At 30.5% G+C, this 24,152-nt stretch carries 22 protein-coding genes; 4 read left to right on the forward strand and 18 right to left on the reverse strand.

What is annotated here, in order from left to right; translation table 11 throughout:
• Window positions 1–74: 74 nt before the first annotated feature.
• Window positions 75–521 carry a hypothetical protein gene (locus tag BM072_RS14555; RefSeq protein ID WP_092910252.1) on the reverse strand — a complete coding sequence of 149 codons (447 nt, stop codon included), beginning with the start codon at window positions 519–521 and terminating at the stop codon, window positions 75–77.
• A 1-nt stretch (window position 522) separates the two neighbouring features.
• A complete protein-coding gene (locus tag BM072_RS14560) occupies window positions 523–1,521 on the reverse strand; it encodes a hypothetical protein (protein WP_092910255.1) in 999 nt (332 codons plus the stop codon).
• A 639-nt stretch (window positions 1,522–2,160) separates the two neighbouring features.
• On the opposite strand from BM072_RS14560, the gene BM072_RS14565 reads away from it, so the two are divergent.
• Window positions 2,161–2,391 carry a CsbD family protein gene (locus tag BM072_RS14565; protein ID WP_092910258.1) on the forward strand — a complete coding sequence of 77 codons (231 nt, stop codon included), beginning with the start codon at window positions 2,161–2,163 and terminating at the stop codon, window positions 2,389–2,391.
• Between the two features lie 59 nt (window positions 2,392–2,450).
• Here the strand turns inward: BM072_RS14565 and BM072_RS14570 are convergent, their stop codons facing one another.
• The 14 genes from BM072_RS14570 to BM072_RS14635 all read right to left on the reverse strand — a co-directional run bounded on the left by BM072_RS14570 (window position 2,451) and on the right by BM072_RS14635 (window position 19,016).
• A complete protein-coding gene (locus tag BM072_RS14570; protein ID WP_092910261.1) occupies window positions 2,451–3,572 on the reverse strand; it encodes a GNAT family N-acetyltransferase in 1,122 nt (373 codons plus the stop codon).
• A 45-nt stretch (window positions 3,573–3,617) separates the two neighbouring features.
• On the reverse strand, window positions 3,618–4,139 hold the full coding sequence (locus BM072_RS14575; RefSeq protein WP_092910264.1) for a DUF4833 domain-containing protein: 522 nt from the start codon (window positions 4,137–4,139) through the stop codon (window positions 3,618–3,620).
• Between the two features lie 55 nt (window positions 4,140–4,194).
• Window positions 4,195–4,833, reverse strand: coding sequence for a VTT domain-containing protein (locus BM072_RS14580; RefSeq protein WP_092910267.1), 639 nt, complete (start codon window positions 4,831–4,833; stop codon window positions 4,195–4,197).
• 45 nt (window positions 4,834–4,878) lie between these two features.
• A complete protein-coding gene (locus tag BM072_RS14585; protein ID WP_245752222.1) occupies window positions 4,879–5,544 on the reverse strand; it encodes a DedA family protein in 666 nt (221 codons plus the stop codon).
• Between the two features lie 9 nt (window positions 5,545–5,553).
• Window positions 5,554–5,919 (reverse strand): YraN family protein, encoded by a 366-nt coding sequence (locus tag BM072_RS14590; protein ID WP_092910272.1) that lies wholly within the window; start codon window positions 5,917–5,919, stop codon window positions 5,554–5,556.
• A 9-nt stretch (window positions 5,920–5,928) separates the two neighbouring features.
• A complete protein-coding gene (upp, locus tag BM072_RS14595; protein WP_092910278.1) occupies window positions 5,929–6,564 on the reverse strand; it encodes a uracil phosphoribosyltransferase in 636 nt (211 codons plus the stop codon).
• Window positions 6,561–7,508, reverse strand: coding sequence for a S66 peptidase family protein (locus tag BM072_RS14600; RefSeq protein ID WP_092910281.1), 948 nt, complete (start codon window positions 7,506–7,508; stop codon window positions 6,561–6,563). Before BM072_RS14600 ends, upp begins: the two co-directional genes overlap by 4 nt.
• 88 nt (window positions 7,509–7,596) lie before the next feature.
• Entirely contained in the window at window positions 7,597–10,110 is a 2,514-nt protein-coding gene (locus BM072_RS14605) for a TonB-dependent receptor (protein WP_092910285.1), read from the reverse strand.
• A 409-nt stretch (window positions 10,111–10,519) separates the two neighbouring features.
• Window positions 10,520–13,039, reverse strand: a complete 2,520-nt coding sequence (locus BM072_RS14610) for a TonB-dependent receptor (RefSeq protein WP_092910290.1) — start codon at window positions 13,037–13,039, stop codon at window positions 10,520–10,522.
• A 541-nt stretch (window positions 13,040–13,580) separates the two neighbouring features.
• A complete protein-coding gene (nadC, locus tag BM072_RS14615) occupies window positions 13,581–14,441 on the reverse strand; it encodes a carboxylating nicotinate-nucleotide diphosphorylase (protein WP_092910294.1) in 861 nt (286 codons plus the stop codon).
• 1 nt (window position 14,442) lies between these two features.
• Window positions 14,443–15,300 carry a hypothetical protein gene (locus BM072_RS14620; protein ID WP_125113355.1) on the reverse strand — a complete coding sequence of 286 codons (858 nt, stop codon included), beginning with the start codon at window positions 15,298–15,300 and terminating at the stop codon, window positions 14,443–14,445.
• Window positions 15,301–15,303: 3 nt separating this feature from the next.
• The gene (gene nadB / locus BM072_RS14625; RefSeq protein WP_092910305.1) at window positions 15,304–16,875 is read right to left on the reverse strand and encodes an L-aspartate oxidase; all 1,572 of its coding nucleotides are present in this window, start codon (window positions 16,873–16,875) and stop codon (window positions 15,304–15,306) included.
• Window positions 16,875–17,879, reverse strand: a complete 1,005-nt coding sequence (nadA, locus tag BM072_RS14630) for a quinolinate synthase NadA (RefSeq protein ID WP_092910310.1) — start codon at window positions 17,877–17,879, stop codon at window positions 16,875–16,877. The genes nadB and nadA overlap by 1 nt, the downstream gene beginning before the upstream one ends.
• An 18-nt stretch (window positions 17,880–17,897) precedes the next feature.
• The gene (locus BM072_RS14635; protein ID WP_092910316.1) at window positions 17,898–19,016 is read right to left on the reverse strand and encodes a C1 family peptidase; all 1,119 of its coding nucleotides are present in this window, start codon (window positions 19,014–19,016) and stop codon (window positions 17,898–17,900) included.
• 218 nt (window positions 19,017–19,234) lie between these two features.
• On the opposite strand from BM072_RS14635, the gene BM072_RS14640 reads away from it, so the two are divergent.
• Window positions 19,235–20,590 carry an orotate phosphoribosyltransferase gene (locus BM072_RS14640; RefSeq protein ID WP_092910324.1) on the forward strand — a complete coding sequence of 452 codons (1,356 nt, stop codon included), beginning with the start codon at window positions 19,235–19,237 and terminating at the stop codon, window positions 20,588–20,590.
• A gap of 84 nt (window positions 20,591–20,674) precedes the next feature.
• Here BM072_RS14640 and BM072_RS14645 read toward each other — a convergent pair whose 3' ends face one another.
• Window positions 20,675–22,129 (reverse strand): M20/M25/M40 family metallo-hydrolase, encoded by a 1,455-nt coding sequence (locus BM072_RS14645; protein WP_177190326.1) that lies wholly within the window; start codon window positions 22,127–22,129, stop codon window positions 20,675–20,677.
• A gap of 94 nt (window positions 22,130–22,223) precedes the next feature.
• Window positions 22,224–22,901 (reverse strand): tRNA (guanosine(46)-N7)-methyltransferase TrmB, encoded by a 678-nt coding sequence (gene trmB / locus BM072_RS14650; protein ID WP_092910335.1) that lies wholly within the window; start codon window positions 22,899–22,901, stop codon window positions 22,224–22,226.
• Window positions 22,902–23,048: 147 nt separating this feature from the next.
• On the opposite strand from trmB, the gene BM072_RS14655 reads away from it, so the two are divergent.
• Together BM072_RS14655 and BM072_RS14660 are read left to right on the forward strand one after the other, a co-directional pair.
• Window positions 23,049–23,462: a hypothetical protein gene (locus BM072_RS14655; protein WP_092910338.1), complete on the forward strand. Its 414-nt coding sequence runs from the start codon at window positions 23,049–23,051 to the stop codon at window positions 23,460–23,462.
• A 178-nt stretch (window positions 23,463–23,640) separates the two neighbouring features.
• Window positions 23,641–24,114 (forward strand): DUF6702 family protein, encoded by a 474-nt coding sequence (locus BM072_RS14660; protein ID WP_092910342.1) that lies wholly within the window; start codon window positions 23,641–23,643, stop codon window positions 24,112–24,114.
• Window positions 24,115–24,152: the final 38 nt, after the last annotated feature.

Consider the following 24,152-nt stretch of genomic DNA (forward strand, 5'->3'; position numbering starts at 1 on the left):
CCTTAAATTATAAAACGATTGAAGAATTTAATCAACAAAAAATTAGTTATAAAAATGTAGCTTAACTAATACTCCTATTTTTGTTTGCATATCCAATTAATTGAAAATAATATAATTGTTATTATAGCTATTAAAATTGCGTATAAAGTAAGATAACTAACTTTTTTATAAAAATTAATATTTTTATCATTTACAGCTTTTTCCTCATCTGTTGACGTTAATAGAAAATCATTTGTATATTTTGATTTATATTTATCAAATAGAGTAAAAATAAACGTAAAAAATAAACCTATAAACAATGATAATGCTGATATAATATACCCAGATAAATCATTGCTAAAAGCGTTATCGTTAAACACTATTATACCTACACAAGAAAGTATAATAAAAAATTGATATTTTGAGAAGTAAAGTTTAGGTTTTAATCTTTTATTATCTTCTTCTTTTATAATATTAATTTTATAATACTGATACTTATGTCCATATGAAATAAGCTCTAATATATTTCGTCGTAAATTCAAATTAATGTTTTATACTCTTTTTAAATTCTGCATCTACTTCTTTCAATAAAGATAAGCAATAACTATGTATAGAATCATAATCAGGAACGCCATTCTCATTTATATTCACATCAGTATCTTTTAAATAAATAGTCGGTTTTATTTTTTCAATATCTTGTTTAATATCAAAATTTGCTTTTTTCTTTCCATCATCTTGTATAAAAACCCTTCCTTCATGAAAATTTTTCAACTTAATTTTATTAAACATCCACTCAGAAATACTCTTTAAAATCTTATCTTTATTCTCAGGCTTGACCTTTCCTTTAGGTTTAAGAGAAATTACTAAATCAAATTCATTTAAATCAATTCCAACTGTATTATCTCCATAAGAATCTTTACTTATTATCTTAGAAGTAAATTTTATATCTCTAATAAAAGCTTCTCTTTTAAATTTTTCAATAAATTTTTCTGGTACAAATAATTCCATTCTTGGAGAAAAATATTGTTCTGGACGCAGATAAAAATAACCATCTAATTTGTTTAAGAATAATCCTAATATTGTTTCTTCAGTATAAGATTGAATAATTAAATATCCATATTTAGAATTTAATGGAGTGTGTAATAAAAAATAAAACTTATCAAGGATTGCATCTGTTACAGGTATTTTTTTTCTCTTATTTTTCTTTTTAATATCTGCTGACTCTCTACTTATTCCATATTTACCCCCTTCTAAAAGACCAGATAATATGAAATTTTCAATATCTATTTTAAGGTTTAATTTACTTTCAACATTATCTATTCCAAAAACTTTCTTTGTATTATTGTCTTCAGAAAACTTCTCTTTTCCTCCAATAAATTTTGAAAAAGATTCCATAAAGTACTCAAAAACATCCTTTTTATCAGTTATCTTAAATTCCTTATTAGACATTGTCTTATAATAATCAAAAAAAGAACAACTTGAAGATTTATCTTTTTTTCTTAATTCAATTATATACACATTTAGTTTTGGATTGTGAGCCATGACTACCTTTAATATTAAATTTATTTATATTAAAATAAATCCTTTTACGGATTAAATATCCGTAAATATAGCTAAAAGGAAAATAGTTAGAATATTTGAAATTTAAAAAAAAAGAAAAGAAGGAATTGATCTTTCTTTCTATTTAAATTAATAAATCTCTGTAAAATTAGGATAGAAGTATATATGAATAATTTTATAAAAATATAAATACTTTATGCCGATTTATACACTCGTCTAACCCATAAAACAAGCTTTTCAAAATGTTCGGTATGGCACTCATCGTGGGTACTAAAAAAGACTTAAACAAAATTGTTTAAGTCTTTTTTTATGGTTTATTGCGAAATATTTTCGCAATATTTTTTATATTTAACGTCAAATTGGTTGGTATGTACTCTAAAAAGAAGAAAAATTTAAAATCAGGCGGACGAAATATTCCTATTTTCGAATTTATAGTTGTTGTTATTGTAATCATCATCTTAATTTACATCGCCGTATTTTAAAAACATTTCTCTACATTCCTACTACCTTTTTTTCTTCACCTTATATTTAACATTATTTTATTACTAATTCGTTCTTAGTCGATTATAATTTTCGTAATATTATACTTCAATCTATTATCAACAATTAAAACAATCAATCATGGACAAATTAGAATTAGAAGGAAAATGGAATCAAATCAAAGGATCAGTTAAACAAAAATTTGGAGACTGGTTTGATAATGACGATACTTTTGCTAACGGTAAATTTGACGAAATCGTAGGGAAAATTCAAGAAAAAACAGGTCAAACAAAAGATCAAATCGAACAATTTATTAAAGATTGGAAAGATGATGATGCTTCTGATGAAGATTTAAAAACACCACAATCTTAATTAAGATTTACAATACAAATAATAAAAAAGGTTAGAAATTAATTTCTAACCTTTTTTATTTAATTCAATTTTTTACTAAACGTTTTCCTACGTTTATGAATTGTTGGATCAAAATTTTTCCATAATTGTTGCACTTTAAGATTTTCTTCTAAAAGCGGATTTGTTTCCAATGTTTTTATTCCACGCGCTGTAAATCGGTCATATAATTCTTTAAAAATAAGCGCATTTACACCTTTACTTTGATAATGTGGATCAATGCCAATCAAATAAAATTCGACATGGTCGTTTTGTTTTTGAGCTTTCATCAAATGCCACCAACCAAACGGAAAAATAGTTCCTTTTGCTTTCTGAAAAGCTTTCGAAAATGAAGGCATTGTTATGGCAAATGCAATCATTTTTCCTTCTTTATCTTTTACACACGAAATAAAATCGGGATGCAAAAATTTTAAATATTTCTTTTTGTAATGTTCTACTTGAAATTTTTCTATCGGAACAAAACTTTGCAATTCAGCATAAGTTACATTCAATAAATCAAACATTTCGTCGACATAAGGCAATAAATCATTTGTTGTTTTGAAATGATAAGTATCAATTTCATACCTTTTTCTGATCATTTCGCACAACTTATCCATCTGTTTTACAGTTCCTAAATTAGCAATATCTATTGAATATTCTAACCATTCGGCTTCTGGTTCATAACCTAATTGTTGAATATATTTTGGATAATATTCGTAATTATAAAGTCCAATTAATGTTGCTATTTTATCGAAACCTTCTGTTAACATTCCCGCTTTATCCATATTCGAAAATCCCATCGGCCCTTCTATATAAGCCAAATTATTTTGTTTTCCAATGTTTTCAACAGTTGTTAATAACGCGTTCAAAATGTCAATATCATCTTTAAAAACCAACCAACCAAAACGTATTTTTGGTTTATTAAGTTCTTTAACTTCTTTCCAATTTATAATGGCGACAACACGTCCAACTAATTCGTTATTTTTATACGCAAGAAAAAATTTTGCATCTACTGTTTTAAAAATATCATTTTTAGGATCAAAACTCGCCAAATCATCTTTCTTAATTGGCGGAACCCAATACGGACTATTTTTATAAACATCGAAAGGCAAATCAACAAATTGCTTCATTTCTTTAGCAGATTTCGCCTCTTTTATCTCTATCATCTATTCAACTGTTTTGTTACGAGAAAGTAATTTACTACGAATTTTTTAGAGAACAAGTTTCTCTTGTACAGATTTTCCGTTACTATCTTTTCCATAAAAAATCATGTACTCAATTTTTGTTGATAAACCAGAAGTTCCATCTTTCTGTTTTAAAAACACGCGATTTAGAGTTATCGTCTTGTTATTCAGTTTAGTTTGAACAATTGGATTTTTATTTGAATTTAATTTTAAGGTTAATTTTTGAGCTGGATAAGAAACCAAATGCAATTGAAAAATATTTTTATCTATTTTAGAAATTTTTAATCCATAAGCAAATTTTTGCTGTGTAAGCGTTAATGGCTTTTTTTGACCTTCTTCTGCATATAAAATTCTATAAATATCAACTGGATCAGAATCATTTAAAACACCTTGATTTGCAAAAATAGCGTCATAAACAAATGTATTTTTGTTTTCGCTGTGCTGAATGTAAAACAAATGATTGGCTGTTTTCTGCGGAACTGGATAACCATGTTGCGCAAAAATTTGCCCTGATAAAAAGAAAGAATATATAAAAAAGAAATATCTCATAAGCTTAGGATTAATTTACCCTAAAAGTTATGAAATATTTTAAGAATAGACCGAATTATTTCGTTGATTTTGACTTTATAAATTCGATTATAATAGGAAGTAATGAAAATAGAATGATGAGTATAACAACAATTTCAAAATTGTTTTTTATCATAGGAATTGTACCTAAAAAATAACCTGCAAGCGTTATTCCAATCACCCAAATTGTACCGCCAATTAAATTGTACTTGATAAATGTACCATAATGCATTTTAGAAACTCCTGCTACAAATGGCGCTAATGTGCGTACAATTGGTACAAAACGAGCAATTACAATTGTTTTAGAACCGTATTTCTGAAAGAAATCTTCGGTTTTTTGAATCGCTGAATCTTGAATAATTCGTTTACCAAAAATTTTAGCTGTTACTAATTTTGTTCCTAACGTTTTGCCTATTGTATAATTTACGGTATCACCCAAAATTGCAGCAAGCCACAAAATAGCCAAAACAAGGTAAATATTAAGTTGATCTGGAAAAGCAGCAGCCAACATACCTGCGGCAAATAAAAGCGAATCGCCAGGTAAAAAAGGCATCACAACCAAACCTGTTTCTATAAAAATTAATAGAAAAAGAATAATGTAAAACCAATTTTGGTAGTCGTTTAAAATTACTTCGAGATATTTATCAATATGAAGTAAATAATCTAAAAATTCCATAAAATAAAGGTATAAAAAAACTCGACCGAAGTCGAGTTAAATATTTTATTCTGCTGTAGATTTTTTTCCAAATTTTTCTTTGAGCACCTCAATAATAATTGGAAGTATTGAAAGAACTGTTATTAGTAAAATAATTTTAGAGAAATTATCTTTCACCAATTCTATTCCACCTAATAAATATCCTGCCAATGTAATTCCGACAACCCAACAAATTGCGCCAATTACGTTGTACGTAAGAAACGTTTTGTAAGACATACTACCAATACCGGCAACAAATGGCGCTAACGTGCGTACAATTGGTACAAAACGTGCGATTACAATTGTTTTAGAGCCGTATTTTTCGTAGAATGCATGTGTTTTATCTAAATGTTCTTCTTTTACAAAGTTTTTACCAAAAATCTTAATCTTAGTTGCTTTATACCCAACTCGTTTTCCTATTTGATAATTTAGCGTATCACCCAATATGGCTGCGACTAAAAGAATGGCGATCATCACCCAAACATTCAAATCATTTGTTGGTTGTGCAGCTAACATACCAGCTGCAAATAAAAGCGAATCACCAGGTAAAAAAGGCATAACAACGACACCTGTTTCTACAAAAATGATTAAAAATAAAATGGCATAAATCCACAATCCATATTCATTTGCAAATTCTGACAAATGTTGATCAATATGCATGATAAAGTCAAAAAGACTCATTACTACTTCCATAAAGTTTGATTAAATTTCTGAAGCATTAAACGCATTTATGATGTGATTGACGCTCCAAGATTGTTGTGTTTTTAAAAGTGCTAAAATATCAAATCTTACTTCAGAAATAAAATTATTTTTCTGAATAAAATCATCTGCTGCAAGAATTAACAATTTCTTTTTCTTTGTATTAACAGCCAATTCTGGTTCTGCAAAAATATTTGTTGATCGACTTTTAACTTCTACAATTATAATTTCGTGATTAAATTGTGCAATAATATCAATTTCGGCTTTTCCGGAAAAGTAATTTCGAGCCAATATTTGATATCCTCCTTTCAAAAGATAATTCGCTGCAAAATCCTCTGCTTCTTTGCCAAAATCATAACTAATGCTCACAAAAAGAGTTTATTTTGTTCCGTACAAACGATCGCCAGCATCTCCTAAACCAGGAACGATGTAACCGTCTTCGTTTAATTTTTCATCTAACGCTGCTAAGAAAATCGGCACATCAGGATAAACATTTTGAACAGCTTCTACACCTTCTGGGCAACCAACTAAACAAGCTAAACGTACAGATTTTGCTCCTTTATCTTTTAAAATTTCGATGGCTTTGATTGCAGAACCTCCCGTTGCCAACATTGGATCGACCAAAATAACATCGCGCGACTCTAAATCTGTTGGTAATTTGCACAAATATTCTACGGGTTGCAATGTTTCGTGATCACGATACAACCCAATATGCCCAACTTTTGCCGTTGGTATTAATTGATGAATTCCCTTTACCATTCCTAAACCAGCGCGCAAAATAGGAACAATAGCCATATCGCTTCCCTTAATTTTATACCCGATAGTTTTGGTAATTGGTGTTTCAACTTCTATTTCATCTAATTCAAGATTACGTGTAATTTCGTAACACATTAATCCCGAAATTTCGTCAACTAATTCTCCAAATTCTTTTGTTGTCGTCTTTTTATCACGCATTTGCGTAATTTTAGCTTTAACTAATGGATGATTAATTACGGTTAAATTATCTGTTTTCATTTTTGAATATCTATAAAGTTCAAATTTACGTTTTTTGACGTTACATTCAACCGAACATTCGCCCCCATTTTTAATGCAACATTATGCCCTGTGTGCCCTGCAGGAAAGCCAAAAACTATTGGTATATTTAAATTTTGTGTAAAACTATTGATAACTTCGTAGGTTTTTGGATCGTAAGAATCGTTATAATTCTTCGCATTTTCTTCTTCCGTATCCATGTGTGTAAAACTTCCGAGTATAATTGCTTTTACTTGATTTAAGATGCCATTACGTTTAAGATTCATCAACATTCTATCAACTGCATACCAATTCTCGAACCAATCTTCTAAAAACAAAATTTTATCCGAAGGATTATTTATAGCTGATTCGCTTCCTAAAAGCGAATAAATAATTGATAGATTTCCTCCGATTAATTGACCTTCTGTCTCTCCAGTTTTATTGTACAGATGTGATGGTATTTCGTATGTTATTTCTTTACCAAACAACGTATCATAAACACTTTGATATGATGTTGGATGATACTCGGTTTCTGCTAATTTTTTGGCTGTAACACCATGCAAAGTTTGAAATCCTAATCGGTTAACATGATTGTGAAAAACGGTAATATCAGAATAACCAATAATCCATTTTGGAGATTTTTTGAATGCAGTTAAATCTAACTCATCAATTATTTTGACTGAACCATATCCTCCACGTGCACACCAAATTGCCTTGATTGATGAATCGTCTAAAGCCCATTGAAAATCGTCAGTTCTTAATTCATCCGTGCCTGCATATCGGTATCCAAAATCAAATTCGGCATATATGTTTTTTCCTAAAACTGGAATTAATTTCCATGATTTTATTAATGCAATTGCTTCGTCTAATTCGCCTTGTAACATTCGTTTTGCTGGTGCTACAATGGCTATTTTATCACCTTCTTTTAAAAAATCGGGTTGAATCATTTTTAATTAAAATTTTATCAAAGGTAAAAACAAAAAAAAGACGAACTACATGAGTTCGTCTTTTTATATAATTAAGAAGTTTAATTTCTTAGAAGTTGTAAGTTACACCTGCATTCCAAGTTCTTCCGTTACCCCAGAAATAACCGTAGTTGTCTTTTCTTGAGATGTATTGATCGTTGAACAAGTTTTTGATGTTTCCTCTAAATCTGATTGATTGACTGCTTGTTAACTTGAAGTTATAAGACATTCCTAAATCTACAATAGCATAAGGTCTAATTGTTTCATTTTGGTATGTAGTACCTGCAATGTTAGCTTTTGCAATATCTGCAACGTTTACATTTTCGTAAAGACGTGCAAAATAGTTGAAGTCTGCATCAAAAGATAACGATTTTGTTGCTTTTACTTTAGTACCTAAACCAAATGTAAATTGCGCAGCATTACCTACTTTAACTCCATCTAAATTTCCTTTACCATTTTCTGTTCCAGCAACAATTTCTTGTGTGTCTGTATCTTGAACTTGGTAAGTAAAATCTCCTTTGTATCTCCAATCTCCAACAGAAGTATACCCTCTAACAGTCCAATCGCGTGTAACTTTAGCTTCGAAATCTACTTCGATACCTTTGTGTTCTTGCGATAAGTCATTTAATAAATAACGAACATTTCTATGAGAATCTCCGTTTATATCCTTATAATTTTGTCCATTATAAGTGTCAGCCCTGTTATCCCATTGCGTGTAATATCCGTTGATATTAACTTTTAATGTACGTGTTTTATAACGATAACCAGCTTCAATACTTTGAATTTCTTCGTTTTTAACATCTGGTGTTACAAATTTTACGGTGTTACGAACAAACATATTGTTTAGATATGGTTGACGAGAAAAACGACCTGCATTTACAAATAATTTGTTTTCTTCGTTTAAGTTAAATGAGAACCCAGCTTTTAAGTTGTATCCTAATTCTGTACGCTCACCTGAAGATGCTTGTCCGTTTTTGAATTTTACACCTGCTTTTGCTGCGCTTTCTGCAGTATAATTCCAGTTGTCAAATTTTTCATATTCTTGCCAAGATAATGCTCCTTGAAAGAATACAGAAAATACTTTATTTGAATATTCTGCTTGTCCAAAAATACCTTGGTAGTTGATTGTTTCTGAGTTATCAAAACCAATTCTTTCGCTTCTGTCTGCTTTATTAAATAAAGAGTTCCAAGGACTTGAACTATATGTTTTTGATACCATATAATCTTTTGCACGTTGTGCGTTAGTTGCTGTTCTACCAGAAGCTCCTAAAAGATTATTTAATTGTTGATAGTGTTCTCCTTGATAAAAACGAATATCAGCACCAACATCAAATTTTAATCCTTTTTTAGTATCAAATGTAAGATTAGTTACACCACCATACCAAAAGTGATTGTTAACTGAAGAAGCTAATACTGTACCATTGTTTCCTGTAGAAACTCCGTTAGGTAAAACTTTGTTTCCTGCAGCTAAAAGATCCCAGTTAATTTCTCCATTAGACTTATATCCATCTAAAGTATAACCTGGTCCATTACCTAAAGTTCCTATTCCACCACCTGTTCCTGTTGACGCATAAACAACTGTAGACAAAGATAATTTTTCGTTAATTGTAAAATCCCAGTTTAAGTTAGCAACTGGTTTATGGTAATAATTTGTTCTTCCAGAAAGCGCTTCTCCATTATAAAAACCGTAGTTTGAATTACCTTTACGACCTGTCATGTCATAACCTGGAGTTTTAATAATATCTGTAATATTACCTTTACTGTCTGTAAGGTATTCTCTTTCCATTGGTTTAGAGAAATTCTGATCGTGTTCTTGTGGCGCACCGAAAATCATAAAGTTGAATGTATGACGTTCGCTTGGTTTATATCCTACAGATACAAAGTAAGATTGCCCTTTACCTTCTGTACCACGTGCAAAACTTCTGTGTGCAGACCAGTTATCAAACATAAAAGAAGCTCCCCATTTACCTTTCATTCCTGTATTATAACCTACAGTTTGTTTTTGGTAAGAGTCGTTTCCTGTTAAATAACGTACAAAACCTCCTTCTTTTTTCTCTGTTGCTTTTGTTACAATATTTACTGTACCACCAACTGATGCAATTGCTAATTTAGAAGAACCTAAACCACGTTGTACATCAATTAAATTTGCGATATCAGAAACAGATTGCCAGTTAGACCAGTATAAACTACCATTGTCCATACCATTAATTGGTTGTCCGTTTAATAAGAAAGCTGTGTTTGATTGATCAAAACCACGCATATACATTTTAGAATCTCCAAAACCTGCTGCTTGATCTGCTACATAAACAGATGGTGAATTTTTTAACAATTCAGGAAATTCTACGTTTCCTACACCTTTATCTAAAATTTCTTCTCTTGTAATTACTGTTGATGCAACTGGTGTTTTACGAGCTTCCGCTACGTCAATAACTCCTTTACCAATAATTAATGTCTCTCCTAAAGATACGTTTTCGTCTTGTTCAACCTTTGTAGAATCTGTTGGTTCAACAACTTGAGCGAAAGTGAATGATGCCGTTAAGGCGAAAACTCCTACGAATAAAAGTTTTTTTGAGTTTAACCTCATCTTATGAAATAGTTTTATAGTTTACCGCTGCAAAGTTGAGGAGTATATTTGTTAAACAATGCACAGTTTACTTTAAAAAAACGTATAAATATCAACTATTGAGTTACTGCAATCAATTAAGATTAATTTTACTGAAAGAATAATTAATTAAATAAAATTATAAATTTTTCTCAAATTAAGCCAATTATTTTTAACACAAAAAATCAATAATACAAAATGACAATAAACCTAAAATCTAGAATCATGTATATTTAATCGTATATATATACATTAAATATATTATTTAGAATCAGTTTTAATTATTTACAGAATAATATTGATCTCTTTTATTAATAATTACATCACAATGTATTAACAAAAAAAAAGACGAACTATTTTAGTTCGTCTTTTTATATTTATTATTATTTAATTAGAAACTGTATTGAACACCTAAATTCCATGTTCTACCTAATCCCCAGAAATAACCATATGCATCTTTTCTTGATAAATATTGATCATTAAATAAGTTTTTGATATTTCCTCTAAATCTTAATTTTTGAGTTCCAAATTTAACTTGGTAAGTAGCTCCTAAATCTACAATTGCGTAAGGACTTAACTTTTCTCCTGTAAATTTTTTCCCAACTACTTGATCTTTTAAAATGCTTTCTACATCTACATTTCCGTATAATCTAGCAAAGTAATTAAAATCTGTATCAAATGAGAAGTTTTTAGTAACATCAACTTTTGTTCCTAAACCAAACGTAAATTGAGCTGCATTACCTACTTTAACTTTATCTAATTCAATATCTCTATTACCTACTAAGATTGAGTTACTGTTTTGATCTTGGATTCTATAATCTGCATTACCTTCATATTTCCAATCTCCATAAGATGTATAACCTCTTAAAGTCCAACCTTTTTGTATTTTTGTATTGAAATCAATTTCAACACCTTTATGTAATTGCGTAATTCCTGTTAATAAGTAACGTACATCTTGAGTAACTTTTACATTATTGATGTCATAGTAGTTACCTGATGTATAAGAGTCTGTTCTGTTTTCCCATTTAGTATAGTAAGCATTAATGTTTACTTTTAAATTACGAGTTACATATTTATAACCGGCCTCTAATCCTAAGATTTCTTCATTATCAACAGCTGGGTCAATAAACTCAACAGTATTTTGCATGAAAACGTTATCTAAGAAAGCTTGACGAGAATATTTACCTGCATTAACAAATAATTTGTTTTCTGGAGTAATATTTACTGCTAAACCTGCTTTAATGTTCCATCCTGTTTTATTGCGTACTTTAGATTTTGCTTCACCATCTTTATAAGAGATTTCTCCATCTACTACACCTACACTTTTGTCATTATAATTCCAACGATCAAATTTTTGGTAAGATTGATTAGAAACAGATCCTTGTACAAATCCAGAAACTATATCATTAGAATATTCTACTTGACCAAATCCACCTTGATAATTAATTTTTTCTGAATTATCATAGTTTACTCTATCCTTTTTATCGGCTGAGTCAAATAAAGAACTCCAAGCGTTAGCTTTATATGTATTTGTAATTAAGTTATTCTCTCTGTTTTTATTATTTTCTTGACGACCATCTAACCCTAAGTAATTAACAACTTGTTGAAAGTGATCTCCTTCATAAAAACGAACGTCAGCACCTACATTAAATGCCCATCCTGTTTTTGTATCGTAGTTAAAATTAGTTACACCACCATACCATAAATGATTATTAACTGATGCTCTTAACACCATTCCTTTAGAAGAAGTTGATGATGTACCAGTACCAATACCACCTACAATCGTTTTGTTATATCTTTCTACTTCATCCCAGTTAATAGCACCTTCGTCAGTAAAAACATTGTAACCACTTTGAGATAAACTAAATAAACCTCTACCTAAGTTACCAGTTCCTCCTCCACGTCCCATAGACGCATACAAAACTGTAGATAAAGATGCATTTTCATTAATCGTATAATCCCAGTTTAAGTTAGTAACTGGTTTATGATAATAATTAGTTCTTAAAGATAATGCTTCTCCTTTATAGAAACCATAATTAGAGTTACCTTTACGACCTGTTATATCATAACCCGGTGTATTAATAGTTCCATTACTATTTTTTGTTGTAACTAATGGTTTAGAGTAATTTTGATCATGCTCTTGTGGTGCTCCAAAAAGCATAAAGTTAAATTGATGACGATCATTTGGCTTGTATCCTACAGACACAAAATAAGATTGACCTTCTCCACCTGTACCACGAGCATATTTACGGTGAGCTGTCCAATAATCTAATAAAATAGATGCTCCCCATTTACCTTTCATCCCAGTATTATAACCTACTGTAGCTTTTTGATAAGAATCATTTCCAGCCACGTAACGTACAAATCCTCCTTGCTTAAGATCTGTAGCTTTAGTAACGATGTTTACTGTACCTCCAACAGAAGAAATTGCTAATTTAGAAGAACCTAAACCACGTTGTACATCAATAACATTAGCCACATCTGTCATAGACTGCCAGTTAGACCAATATACATTTCCGTCTTCCATTCCATTAATTGGTTGCCCATTTAATAAGTAAGCCGTATTTGACTGATCGAAACCACGTAAAAACATTTTTGCATCCCCAAATCCTGAAGCTTGGTCAGCAACATAAACTGATGGAGAGTTTTTCATAATTTCTGGAAACTCTACGTTACCAACTGCCTTATCTTGAATCTCTTCTCTAGTGATTACAGTATTAGCAACTGGAGTTTTTCTACCCTCAGCAACATCAATAACTCCTTTACCGATAATTAATGTTTCTCCTAAAGATACGTTTTCGTCATGTTCAACCTTAGTAGAATCTGTTGGTTCAACAACTTGAGCGAAAGTAAATGATGCCATTAAGGCGAAAGCTCCTACAAGTAAAAGCTTAGTTGAGTTTAACCTCATCTTTTGAAATAGTTTTAAAAGTTTACAAGGCAAATTTCAACAGATTAGATGAGATTATTGTTAAGTTATCGTTAATAAATTAACATTTAAGAAATGATTTTTAACAGAAATATGTAATTAATAAAAAATAGAGTATTAATTCGACTATTAAATAAATAAAAACACTTTAAAATATCAATACAATAAAATATTCAAGAAAAAACATCAATTAATTAACACATTACATGTAAAAAATTCCACGTTTTATTCCGTTTTAAGTAAATTATTCTAAAATATTTTTTCCTTAAAAGCATTAAAAAACTTTATTTAGAACCAGTATTAATAATATTTAGTTAAAATCGGTATTTTACAAAAACCGTAAACAACTATTAATTAAACAACTAACGTTTTTGCGATTATTGTATGTTTTAAATATTTAGAAATCATTTCAAAAACGTTCATCACTTATAAATATTGTGTTAATTGATTAATTCACCTTATTCGTAATAATGTTAACATTTTGCTTCCTTTAACAGATTCAAAAAAACAAAATGCTCAATTCTTACTTAATCGCTTTCAAACTCAAATCGAAATTTGGAGCAGAATGAATAATTGCACCCGACGAAATAAAATCAACCCCAGTTTCGGCAATTTCTCGCACTAACTCTTTTGTAATTCCACCCGAAGCTTCTGTTTTTACTCGATGATTAATAAAAGCTACAGCTTCTTTCAGTTGCTCTATCGAGAAATTATCTAACATAATTACATCAATATTTGCCTCTAAAGCTTCTTTTACTTCGGTTAGATTTCTTGTTTCAACTTCTATTTTTAAATCTAAATGATTTGTTTTTAAATATTCTTTGGTTTGAGAAACAGCTTTAGTAATTGTTCCACAAAAATCGACATGATTATCTTTTAACATTACCATATCGTATAAACCAAAACGATGATTTTCTGCGCCACCAATCAAAACAGCCCATTTTTCTAACATTCGGAAATTAGGCGTTGTTTTACGTGTATCCAAAATTTTGGCATTTGTTCCTTTCACCAAATCCATCATTTGATTAGCGTAAGTTGCAATTCCAGACATGCGCTGCATACAATTTAACACCAAACGTTCGCAAGTTAAAATAGATTGCGACGAACCTTTTATTTTAAAAGCTACATCGCCAAACTGTACTTTATCGCCATCATTTAAAAATTGTTCTATTTTTAAATCCGGATCAAACGTGTCAAAAATTATTTTTGCTAATTCTATTCCAGCAATAATTCCGTTATCTTTTATTTTCAATTCAGCTTCCTGAATCGAGTCATAAGGAACACATGCTAAAGTTGAATGATCGCCATCGCCAACATCTTCTAAAAAAGCTTGACGAATAAATTGTTGTAGTTTTTCTTCGGTTATATATTTTGGAAAATTCATTTTATCTATACGTTAATTGTGCAAATTTTGACTGATTAAATTCTTTCTTCGTTTTGTATTCGTAATATTCTGCCCACGTTCCGTTTTCTTCTCTAAAAACAAGTATTGAAACATTGGCATTGGCATCATTTTCAAAGAAATTTTTGATTTGAATTTGATATTCTTTATCGTCTACTTTTCCTTTCGTCACATTTATCAAACCAGTTTTAAATGCATTTTCAAAAGCGGTTGCATAAGGATCGACAGAAGCCATTTCGAATAAATTAGAATAGCTTCCCAAAAAATATTCGCGGTTACCATTATTACCTATTGTTCGAATTGTAAAATCTTTATCAATTCTAACTTCTATTGTTTCATCATCGGTTTTTAAGGTAAATAAAACTCGCTCAAAAGCAGGGAATTTATCAAAATCATTGTCTTTTGAAACTGCTTCGTAACGAACCGGAAGATTTAAATGAACATTTGTAGGATCATTTTTTTCATCTTTCCCGGGCTGGATATGTACTTCAGCGCGATTCATTTTATTTTGCAATAAAATTAAACTTGACATGGCTACACTATTAAAAATTGGATTTGCGCCATCCGCAGAAATATCACTAAAATCGCCTTCTTTATTTATTACAAAACTTAATTTAGATTGAGCCGTTTCTATATGTAAATAATCTGCAATGTTCGAGAAAAACTCAATTTCCTTTTGTACATCATTGTTCAAATTTTTGTTCAAACATGAGATTAAATCTTTTCTCTCACTAAAAGATTCACATCCAAAATAAACAGGCATTTTTTTGATTGTCGCAATTTTTTGAGCAAACAAAAAACTTGTCATAAAATAGGCAATGAACAGAAAAAAATTCTTCATTAATTATAAATCTTTTAAATCTTTATTATAAAAAGTTCCTCTATTTTCTTTTTGACTGATGCTTTGCTGAATGATTAATTGCGCAACATCAACCAAATTTCTTAGTTCTAATAATTTTGGAGAAATAATAGAGAAATTATAAATTTCTTTCACCATTTTCTCGATTTCATTGATACGTTGTTGAGCAATTTCTAAACGAGAATTACTACGAACAATACCGACTAACTCGCTCATCATGGCTTGTAGCTGTTTACGCAAATAAGAAATCAACACCAATTCTTCTTGTACTTTCATACCTTCTTCATTCCATTCAGGAAACTGAAAATCGTAAATCAAGAATTGATCTTTCTCTAATTTTTCGACTGTTTTTAGCGCCGCACGATGTCCAAAAACCATTGCTTCTAACAATGAATTTGACGCCAAACGATTTGCACCATGCAAACCAGTATTAGAACATTCGCCAACCGCAAACAGATTATCAATAGATGTTTTACCATCTAAATCTACATCAATTCCGCCGCACAAATAGTGCGAAGCAGGTACAACTGGAACCAATTCTGTAAACATATCGTATCCTTCGTACTTACATTTTTCGTAAATATTTGGAAAATGATCTAAGAATTTTTCGCGTTCTAAATGGCGACAATCAATGTAAACATAATCATCTCCACGCAATTTCATTTCATTATCTATTGCACGCGCTACAATATCACGCGAAGCTAACTCTTCTCGTTCATCATATTTATGCATAAATAATTCGCCATCGGTTGTTCTTAATTTAGCTCCAAAACCGCGAACAGCCTCAGAAATAAGAAACAATTGACCGTCAAATTCGCTATAAAAAGCTGTTGGATGAAACTGAATAAATTGCATTCCAGAAACTGTTGCTTGTGCACGACGAGCCAATCCAATTCCATCTCCTGTTGCTATAATAGGATTTGTTGTATTTTTATAAACATGCCCTACACCACCCGTTGCTAACAAGGTTGTTTTTGCTAAATGACGCTCTACTTTCTCCGATTTTAAATCTAAAATATATGCGCCATAACATGTTGTTTTTTCTTTTTTATCTTGACCAAGATGATGTTCTGTAATTAAATCGACCACAAAATGATGCGTTAACATCTGTATATTTGGGTAAGTTTTTATCGCTTCTAACATTGCGCGCTCAATTTCCCAACCCGTAATATCTTTGTGATGAACAATTCGATTTTCGGTATGACCACCTTCTCGTCCTAAATCATAAATGCCTTCATGATTTTTATCGAAACGAACTCCCCAATCAATAATTTCATTGATGCGTTCTGGCGCTTCTTTTACTACAATTTCTACCGCTTCAACTTTGCACAAACCATCACCTGCACGCAAAGTATCTTCGATATGTTTTTCGAAACTATCATTCTCAAAATCGCTTACAACAGCAACGCCACCTTGCGCATATTTGGTATTGGTTTCGTCTTCGTTTGCTTTGGTTACAATGGTAATTTTAGCATCGGGATAACGAATCGCAATTTTTAGTGCATACGAAAGTCCTGCAATTCCAGAACCTACAACTAATACATCTTGAATCGCCATTATTTTATTTTTTCAGATAATTCTAACATTCGGTTAATTGCAGCTAATGCTTTAACGCGTAATTCTTCTTCAATTTGTATTTCTGGCAATTCATATTTCATACATAAATACAACTTTTCTAATGTTGATAATTTCATGTAAAAACACTCTGAACAATTGCATGATTCATCTTGAACCAAAGCTGGAATTAATTTTTTATTTGGTGCCAACTTTGCCATTTCATGCAAAATACCTTCTTCTGTTGCTACAATAAATTCTGTTGCATCATCTTCTACAACATAATCTAACAAGCGAGATGTCGAACCAATAAAATGTGCAAATTTTAGTAAATCTTCTTGTGCTTCTGGGTGAGCAATTAATTTAGCTTTCGGATTTTCTACCATTTGTTGTGCAATTCGCTCTAACGAAAAAGCTTCGTGCACCATACAAGCGCCATCCCACAAAATCATTTGACGATTACAAACTTGATTTAAATAACGACCTAAATTACGATCTGGCGCAAAAATAATTTCTTGATCTTTTGGCAACGAATTAATGATAACCTCAGCATTAGACGACGTTACAATAATATCCGATTCCGCTTTTACACCTGCATCACAATTAATATAACTAACAACAATTGCATTTGGATGTTGCTCTCGCAAACCTCGCAAACCTTCTGCAGAACAAGAATCTGCCAAAGAACAACCTGCTTTTGTATCAGGCAAAACCACTTTTTTTGTTGGGTTTACAATTTTAGCTGCTTCTGCCATAAAATGAACACCGCAAAAAACAATCATTTCGGCATCAGTTTTAGCTGCTGCACGTGCTAATTGTAAAGAATCGCCCAAATAATCTGCTAAATCCTGAATTTCGCCAGTTTGATAATAATGCGCTAAAATAACCGCATTTTTTTCTTTCTTTAGTTTATTAATTTCGGCAATTAAATCGATTCCTTTCGGAATTTCAATATCCAAATAACCTTTATAATCTAACTTTTCAATTGCTTGTTCTACTGTATTCATTTTGTCTCTTTGTAGTTGTTATTTTATACCCAATTGCTTTTTTACTTCTTTAGACAACGCGTCTTTGTGAACCGTAAAAGCAATAGATTTCATTCTGAAAAATGGTTTTGACATATAAATATGACCATTATTTCCTAAATCGTTTGTTCCCCAAGAATTTTTAACATCATAATATTGATTTCCCAATTGATCTTTCAAAATTCCTGTAATGTGCATTAAGTGATCGTCTTCTGTCGAATAATTTTCAAACCCTGCTTGACGTTCGTCAGCTGTCACCCATTTTTCTGGTAAAATTTCTGTAAAATAATCTTTCTCTAAACCTTCTGAAGGCCAAATTGCCATTCCATATTTTTTAGAAAATGTTTTCTCTGAAACATCTGTATCAAATGCTGCTGTAAAACCGCTGTACAAAGCTTCGTCCAAAACTTTCATGTATTCGTCTAACGGTAAATTATAATATGAACCGTTTGAAAAATTGTCTGGAACTTGTAAAATAAACTGAGAATAATATGGCGCTTGCTCAAAAGAAGTTAGCGTAACATAATTATCTGGGTTAATTTTAAGTGCTTTTGCAAATTCTTCTGGCGTATATTCTTTTCCTTCAAATTTAAATTTTGTTGGAGGAACGCCTAACTTTTTATTTAATTTTTGATCAAAATTTGTTTTCCAATCTTTTGTCAAAAACTTTTTAGGATTTTTAACGATTGAATCTAAACCAACTTTTAAATCTTTTACTAACATTTCATGGTTATGTTTTTCATCTGTTCCAGCAGTAAAACCAGTATATTCTGAATTTGGAACCAATCCATTTTTACGAACAGAATTTAAAACATCGTGCGACAAACCACCTTCGCTAAATTGCGCTTTTCCTTGGCGATAAACATAATTATACGCTTTTACAGGATAGGTATAACGAACATTGTACATTTCTGACAAATCAACATCTTTTCCTGTTAAACGTTTTACCTCAGATTCTAAAAAAGACGTCGTAGAAAATGACCAACATGTACCCGTTTTTCCTTGGCTAATAATTGGCAAAGCAGCGTTGTTAACTAATTCTTTGAATTTGAATGGTGTTTCTTGTGCAGAAGCTAGCACACTAACCAATGCGAAACTAGCTAAAATATATTTTTTCATTTGTGATTGTTCTTAATAGTCAAAAGTAAAGTTTATTTATGAAGTTTTTATTTAAAACCATCGCAAATTGTTGGTCAAAAATTTATAAAATTCCATTTAAAAACGATTTTTGAGCTTATAATGTATGAATATTGAATTTTTATTCAATTGAAAAGAATTTTTTAGAAAATGCTACAAATCACTCAAAAACCTATTAACTTTGCTCAAACATTACGCAAATGCAACCAAGAGAAGATTTTTTGTTGAAAGCTTACGAGCTTGGAATTATAAAATTTGGAAATTTTACTTTAAAAAGTGGTATTGAATCTCCTTTCTACGTCGATTTAAGACCTTTAGCTTCAAGTCCACAATTACTAAAAACTTTAGCAAATAATTTATTAGATTTAGTAGAAGATGTTGACTACGATTTGATTTGTGGTGTGCCTTACGCGGCTTTGCCAATGGCAACTACAATGAGTTTAACATCTAACATTCCATTAATCATCAAACGTAAAGAAAACAAAGGTTACGGTACAAAACGTATGGTAGAAGGTGTTTTTGCAGAAGGACAATCTTGTCTTTTGGTTGAGGATGTTATTACTTCGGGACAATCTTTATTAGAAACAATAGATCAAGTAGAGCGCGAAGGTTTACGTGTAAAAGATTTAGTTGTCGTTTTGGATCGTGAACAAGGTGGTTCTGATAAATTAAAAGAGCAAGGTTATAACGTAAAAACGTTATTTACAATAAACGAAGTAATTGATATTTTACATAAATATCACCGTTTGAGCGATGCTGAAACAAAAAAAATAAAAGACTTTTTGGCTTTACCACCAGAAGCAGCTCCATCAAAACAACGTATTGCATTAGAAAATAAAAAAATCGTTCATCCGGTAGGAAAACGTTTGGTAGAATTGGCTTTAAGAAAACAATCAAACTTGATTGCTTCTGCTGATTTGATTACTTCTGCAGAGATTATTGATTTCGCTAAGAAAGTTGGTGATCATATTGTTGCTTTAAAATTACATTCTGATATTATTCAAGATTTCTCTGATAATTTAATCGTAGAATTGAAAGAAATCGCACGCGAAAAACAATTTTTATTATTTGAAGATCGCAAGTTTGGAGATATCGGAAATACACAAGAATTACAATTTAAAAAATCTATTTATAAAATTTCTGATTGGGCAGATTTAGTAACTGTACATCCAATTGGAGGTTTAGAATCGTTAAAAGTTTTTGAAAACACAGGTGTTATTACAATTGTAGAAATGTCTTCGAAAGGAACTTTAACAGATGATTATTATTTTACAAAAGCAATTAATGTTTCAGAAGAATCAGGAAATGTTTTAGGTGCTGTTGCGCAACGCCAAGTTCCAGATAATTTATTGTTATTTACACCTGGTGTTAATATTTCTTCGACTGGAGATAGCAAAGGTCAGCAATACAATACGCCTGAATTGGTTTTTAAAAATTACCATACCGACTTTATGATTGTTGGTCGTGGAATTTACAAAGCGGCTGATGTAAAAACTGCTGCAAAAGAATACCAAACTTTAGGTTGGGTTTCTTATTTACAAAGTTTAAACAACTAAGATTTAGATAAAATTTTAATAAAAAAGCAAGCTGAAAAGCTTGCTTTTTTATTGTTTTATATTTTAGCTTCTTGTTGAAATAATTTATTTGATAATTATTTTGTGTGATGTCGTTTTACCAGAGTTATCTTTAAAAACTGCAACATAAAATCCTGCATTTAAATTTGATAAATCTACATTTCCGTTTGCAGATTTATTGGTAAGATTTATTAATTGTCGACCAGAAGCATCTACAATTTGAATTGAATAATTAGAATTTGTATTAAATCTATAATTCAGTGTTTTATTTTCTACATAAATTTTTGATAAAACGGCGTTTAAATCGTCTGTAGATAAAGTTGCTGATTTAGCCGTTTCTACAACAAATTCAATTCCTAATTTTGTAAACTTCGCAGCATGATTTGCTGTATTTCCCATAAACGCATAGGTGTCACTTGTTGAATGAATTTTTGGATTATCTTCATTCATTTTTGATTCAAATGGTAAAGTTGCGGGAAAACCATTTTCTGCCCAACTATAATGATCCGAACAACCATAACCACATTTTGATGTATCATACGTAAATTGATGCATACCAGATGTGTTGTAAACATCCATCAATTGCATTAAATAAGCATTTAAATTCGCATCGCAATAAGCATCTGTCATCAAGATTACATCTTTTGCAGAACCTTTGTAATTCGTCATATCAAATTGTAAATAACTCACTACATTTTTACCATCTGCGGCATATTGTTTTGCAATTTCCGACGAACCAACCAAGCCAATTTCTTCTGCTGCATACGCCATCATTTGCGTTGTGCGTTCTGGTTTAAAATTATTTTTTAACAAAACACGAATCACTTCTGTAATTGTTGAAATTCCCGAAGCGTTATCATCTGCTCCAGGTGCATTTTCTTGCGTTCCATCTCCCCAACTAACAATAGAATCTATATGTCCGCCAATAATTACATATTCATCAGATTTAGAGTTTCCATTAATTGTTAAAATCAACGATTTCATTGGTGTCCCAACGTGGTCTACAACTTTCACTGCAACATCTGTTCGTCCATAATCTGCTATTATTTTTTCCCAAACTTCTTTCATTTTGTAAACCGCATCATTTGCTTCTTGTCGTTTATGAAAGCGTGTTTTAAACCCTTCTAAAAGCAAAATATTTTTTTCGATTTCTTTTGGATCAACATCATTCAGAATTTTGTTTACGTAAACTTGTTCTGTAATGGTATAATTAAATTGTTGAGTTACTTTTTTAGTTACAACTTCTAAAGAATTAATTGCAGAATTTTCTGATTCTCTATAAATATAACCATGTCCGTGCGCAAATTTATGGTGTAAACTATGCGCAATTTCTGGATCAAAATAAATGGCCGAAATTCCATTTTTTGAAGAAAGTATTTGAATAGATTTCGGATTTTCTTGCTGAAGATGATTTGCATTTACGGTTTCCATATTTGCATAAATAAAATCTTCTTTTTCTTGAGCTGATAAAAAAACAGACGATGTAGTGAGTAATGTAAAAAGTAAAGTATTTAGTTTCATAAAAATCATATTAGTGTAATACGAAGATATGATTTTTAATAACTTATAATTTATTTGGCATAAAAAAATCCATCTAAAAAGATGGATTTTGAATTTAATATTTTAATTGAAATTTTAGAAATGTAATTTTTTTACCTTCTTCTAAAAACATCGATTCGTAATACGTTTGTACTTCCGTTACAATTGCAGGAATATCCGAATGATCTGGGTGATAAACATCGTGTGTAGAACGAACAACTTCGTGTCCTTCTAACTGAATTACACCATGCGTATAACCGTGTAAAAACTCAGAATCTGTTTTTAGATTAACTGTTCCTTCTGGTTTAAGAATTGTATTATAACGTCTCAAAAATTCGGGATGAGTTAAACGGTGTTTTGTTCTTTTAAATTTTATTTGTGGATCTGGGAAAGTAATCCAAATTTCGCTTACTTCGTTTTCGGCAAATAAATCATCTATAATTTCGATTTGTGTACGTAAAAAACCAGCGTTAGTTATACCTTCTTCTAAACATGTTTTTGCACCACGCCAAAATCTTGCACCTTTTAAATCTACACCAATAAAATTACGAGAAGGATCTCTACGCGCCATTGCAACCGTATATTCTCCTTTTCCACAACCTAATTCTAAAACAATTGGATTATCATTCTTAAAAAAATCTTTATTCCAATTTCCTTTTAATGCAAAATTATCTAATGCTTCGTCTCTTGTTGGCTGAACTACATTGTCAAAAGTTTTGTTTTCGTTAAATCTTCTGATTTTATCTTTTCCCATTTCGGATAATTATTTTGCGCGAAATTACAAGAAATTCGTTAATCTAAAAAACCCTAATTTTTTGTTTCCAAAACACATAAATATCAGGAGATAGTATTTTTGTGAAAAGGTTTAGTATTTTTGTCTTGAAAAATTAAAATTAGAAAAATGGATTTTATCAAACAATTTCATAGCGGTTGGGCTTATTTAACAATCTTGATGGGTGTTGTCTTTGTTATCTCAACATTGATTTATGCAATCTCTAAAAAAGATACTGACGCAACAATTAAAAAAATTGGTTTATTTACAACAATTACTTTTCACGTACAATTATTAGTAGGTTTAGTGTATTACATTATGATGTTTACTTCTTTAGAACCATCAAATATTATGGCTGACAAAGGACTAAGATTAACTTTTGTAGAACATCCAATGATGATGATTGCTGGTGTTATCTTTATGACAATTGCAAACGCAAAACTTAAAAGATCGACAACTGTACCAATGAAAGTTACTGTTTTTGCACTAATTGGATTAGCATGTATATTAAGTAGAATACCATACAACGTTTGGTTTGCTTAATTAAAATTTAAAATATCTACAGAAAGAGTATTAATACGTTAATACTCTTTTTATTTTACGAGATAACACATAATTTTATCACTATAATTACGTTTAAATCAAACAAAAATAAACTTATTACAAACTTTTGTCTCTTTGGCACTTGGTTTGAATTAGATAAGTATAAAATAATTTGAAAATGAAATACTTTAAATATCTATTTTCTTTACTACTGGTTTTTGTCGCTCTTAATCTTAATGCGCAAGACTTTCATACCTCAAATATAAAAGTTGATTACGAACAAGAAACGGGTACACTAAACATTACGTATCGTTTTTTTACAGCACATTTAGAAAAAGCTGTAGGAGAAAGTGTGGCTAACAAATCTGCTTTCGAAAATAAACTGAAAGCTTATGTAAATAATAAAGTTGATGTTAAAGTAAACGGAAAAAGTGTAAATGCGACGGATTTCATTTATTCTGTAAACGACAAATCAACACGTATTTTTTATAAGGTAGGACAAGTTAGCGATATCAGTTCGTTAGAAATGCGAATAGGATTGTTGACAGATGTTTTTAACGATCAACAAAATATTGTAAATGTTGATGTCAAAAATAATCGAAAAACATTTTCCTTAACAAGCGGAAACGAAGTCTTAAAAATGACATTCTAAATAATATAAAAAAAACCTCCAAATTTAGAGGTTTTTTT

The sequence above is a fragment of the Algoriella xinjiangensis genome (genome assembly GCF_900115015.1).
In the GTDB taxonomy this organism is placed as follows: domain Bacteria; phylum Bacteroidota; class Bacteroidia; order Flavobacteriales; family Weeksellaceae; genus Empedobacter; species Empedobacter xinjiangensis.